Origin of the sequence: Arthrobacter sp. 2YAF22_2 (assembly GCF_052114645.1) — a bacterium.
In the GTDB taxonomy this organism is placed as follows: Bacteria; Actinomycetota; Actinomycetes; order Actinomycetales; family Micrococcaceae; genus Arthrobacter.
The window spans coordinates 1-3279 of sequence record NZ_JBFRFD010000430.1; the positions used below are offsets into that span (position 1 = coordinate 1).

At 69.4% G+C, this 3279-nt stretch carries 4 protein-coding genes; 3 read left to right on the forward strand and 1 reads right to left on the reverse strand.

All coding sequences use genetic code 11. From position 1 onward, the window contains the following. The 3 genes from AB4Y86_RS15330 to manD all read left to right on the forward strand — a co-directional run. A partial coding sequence (locus AB4Y86_RS15330; RefSeq protein ID WP_441403053.1) for a bifunctional 4-hydroxy-2-oxoglutarate aldolase/2-dehydro-3-deoxy-phosphogluconate aldolase occupies positions 1 to 428 on the forward strand: 428 nt, incomplete at its 5' end. Next, positions 425 to 1411, forward strand: coding sequence for a sugar kinase (locus AB4Y86_RS15335; RefSeq protein WP_441403054.1), 987 nt, complete (start codon positions 425 to 427; stop codon positions 1409 to 1411). The genes AB4Y86_RS15330 and AB4Y86_RS15335, both read left to right, overlap by 4 nt. Positions 1412 to 1469: 58 nt before the next feature. Beyond that, entirely contained in the window at positions 1470 to 2699 is a 1230-nt protein-coding gene (manD, locus tag AB4Y86_RS15340; protein ID WP_441403055.1) for a D-mannonate dehydratase ManD, read from the forward strand. 141 nt (positions 2700 to 2840) lie between these two features. Here the strand turns inward: manD and AB4Y86_RS15345 are convergent, their stop codons facing one another. Next, complete coding sequence (locus AB4Y86_RS15345; protein ID WP_441403056.1) at positions 2841 to 3050, reverse strand: hypothetical protein; 210 nt, start codon at positions 3048 to 3050, stop codon at positions 2841 to 2843. Positions 3051 to 3279 lie beyond the last annotated feature (229 nt).

The window sequence follows — 3279 nt, forward strand, 5'->3', positions numbered from 1 at the left end:
TGGCAGACGTGGCCGAGGCCGGCGCCCAGTTCACGGTGACGCCGTCGCTGGCAGGCTCCATCCAGGAATCCGCCCGCTTGGGAATCGCGGTCCTGGCCGGGGCCCTGACCCCCAGCGAGGCCTACGAGGCGATGAACCGCGGCGCCACCGCAGTGAAACTGTTCCCCGCATCTATTGGCGGCCCCGGCTACCTCAAGGCGCTCCGCGACCCGTTCCCCGGCATCCCCTTCATCGCCGTGGGCGGGGTCGGACTGAATGAGGCAGCCGGCTACTGGGATGCCGGCGCGATCGCCGTCGGCCTCGGCGGCCCGCTGTTCGGCGACGCCGGGTCGGGCGGCGACCTCACCCCGATGCGCGACCGCGCCCGTGCTTTCGTTGGCCTGGCCGCCGGGTTCGGCCGGCGGCCGGGCACGGAGCCCCGGCCGTGACCATCGATTTGCTCACGCTCGGCGAAGCGATGGTCTCGCTGCGGTCGGCGGGTCCGCTGTCCGCCGGCGGCAGCCTCGCCATGCACGTGGCCGGGGCCGAGTCCAACGTCGCCGTCGGCGTCGCCCGGCTGGGCCACAGCGTCGCCTGGGCCGGGGTGGTGGGCGCGGATCCGCACGGCGAATTCATCCTGCGCCAGCTGCGGAGCGAGGGCATCGCGGTGCAGCACCGGGTGGACGCCGGGCGCGCCACCGGAGTGATGTTCCTGGAACGCCGGACGGCGGACATCAGCCGCGCCTACTACTACCGGGCCGGGTCCGCCGGTTCCACGATCAGCCGCGAGGACGTCGACCGGGCCTTCGCCGCCGGCCCCCGGGCCCTGCACCTGACCGGCATCACCGCGGCCCTCAGCCCCGAAGCCCGGCGGACCGTCGAATACGCAGCCGCCCGCGGCGGCGCCGAGGGCCTGTTGGTGTCCCTCGATGTCAACTACCGCAGCAAGCTGTGGTCCCGCGACGAGGCCCGCGCCGTCCTTACCCCGCTCGCCCGGCACGCCGTCGTCTTGATCGCTTCCGACGACGAACTCGAACTGGTCGCCGCTGGCCCCGGTGCGGCTGCCGGGGCCGGCGAGGGGGCCGGCACTGACGCCGCGGAACTTGCCATGGCCGCCGAGCTCCTGGACCGCGGTGTCCGGGAGGTCGTGGTCAAGCGCGGCGCCGCAGGAGCCGGCGTTCACACCACCGCCGGGCGCTGGGAAGCCCCCGCCGTGCCGGTGACCAGTATCGACACCGTCGGAGCCGGAGACGCGTTCACCGCCGGCTACCTGTCCGCACTGCTCGACGGCGGCGACGTCGCCGCCCGCCTCCAGCGCGGCACCCTCGCGGGCGCGTTCGCCGTCAGCACCGCCGGGGACTGCGAGGGCCTGCCCAGCGCCGCGGAACTGGCGCTGCTGGCTGCAGCTCCGGACGGAAGCACCCAGCGCTAAGCCACCCCAACCCCGATTCCGGACTCGTTCCGGCCGACACAGAAAGCAGGACCAGACTGTGAAAATTATTGCTGCGGAAGTGTTTGTGACCAGCCCCTCCCGGAACTTTGTGACGTTGCGGATCACCACGGAGGATGGTGTGACCGGGATTGGTGATGCGACGTTGAACGGGCGTGAGCTGGCCGTCGCGGCGTACCTGCGGGAGCATGTTGCGCAGTTGCTGATCGGGAAGGATCCGCACCGGATCGAGGATACCTGGCAGTTCCTGTACCGGAGCGCGTATTGGCGCCGCGGGCCGGTGACGATGGCCGCGATCGCGGCGGTGGACATGGCGTTGTGGGATATCAAGGGCAAGCTGGCGGGCATGCCGGTGTACCAGCTGTTGGGCGGGGCGTCCCGGAACGGGTTGCGCGCGTACGGGCACGCCTCGGGTTCGGACCTGGAGTCGTTGTTCGATTCGGTCCGGGAGCACCTGGAGCTGGGGTACAAGTCGATCCGGATTCAGAGCGCGGTGCCGGGGATCAAGGCCGTGTACGGGGTCGCGGCGCAGGCGCAGGCCTCGGGGGAGCGGTATGACTATGAGCCGGCCGGCCGGGGAGCGTTCCCGCAGGAAGAGGACTGGGACACCCGGGCGTATCTGCGGCACCTGCCCACGGTGTTCGAGGCGGTGCGGAACGAGTTCGGCCCGGAAATCCCTTTGCTGCATGACGGGCACCACCGGATGACCCCGATCCAGGCCGCGAAGCTGGGCAAGGCGCTGGAGCCCTATGACCTGTTCTGGTTGGAGGACTGCACTCCGGCGGAGAACCAGGAGGCGCTGCGCCTGGTCCGGTCCCACACGACGACGCCGCTGGCGATCGGCGAAGTTTTCAACACCGTGTACGACTTCCAGGCCCTGATCAAGGAACAGCTGATCGACTATGTCCGGGCCGCGTCCACGCACTTCGGCGGGATCTCGCCGTTGAAGAAGGTGATGGACTACGCCGCGCAGTACCAGGTCAAGTCCGGGTTCCACGGGCCCACAGACATTTCCCCGGTCGGGTTCGCCGCGCAGCTGCACGTGGGCCTGGCGATCCACAACTACGGGATCCAGGAATACATGCAGCACTCGGACGCGACCAACGAGGTCTTCGAGCAGTCCATGACGTTCGTGGACGGCTACCTGCACCCGGGCGAGACCCCCGGCATCGGCGTCGAATTCAACGCCGAAGCCGCCGCGGCCTTCCCGTACCAGCAGGCCTACCTGCCCTACAACCGCCTCGTCGACGGAACGGTCCACGACTGGTGAACGGCCACGGCTGCTGAACTGCAGCGGCTGCTGAACGGCAACGGAAACCAAAAAGGTCCCGGGCGGCGAGTCGATGCTCAGCCGCCCGGGACCTGGTCTGTTATGGCCCGGCGCGTTTCCGCCCGGGCCCGCCGGCGCAGCTTAGTGGACGATTTCCCGCGTCATCCCGAAGGGCACCTGGTCCGAGAGGGCGGCGGTGTAGTGGCCGGGCCGGTGACGGGTCAGCAGGATGCCGTTGGTGCCCGTGAGCATCGCGAGACGCTGCAGTCCCTGGACCGCTTCGTTGAGCCGGTCATCCAGCAACCGGCGGCTGTCGACGCGGATCTCAATGCATTCGCTTGCAGTCGTCATCGCGCTGTCCTTCTGGAGGTGGTGGCGGGGTGGCCCCCGGTTGCCTCGAGGATAACGTCTGATTTAAACGTGAGTCAACTCACCACGCCCGGCGGCCCGTGCCGATCATTTTCCGTCCACTGGGTGTCGGTTCGGCGCCAGCGGCCGTGGAGCGCCCGGCGCCGAAACCGCGATAATCTTCACGGAACAAATATTCACCCACTGTGCAGAGGCGGACGCGGTCCATGGC

Bases quoted from the DNA above. Each gene is read 5' to 3' on its own strand.
- AB4Y86_RS15345 (WP_441403056.1), bottom strand. From the start codon at position 3,050: ATGACGACTGCAAGCGAATGCATTGAGATCCGCGTCGACAGCCGCCGG.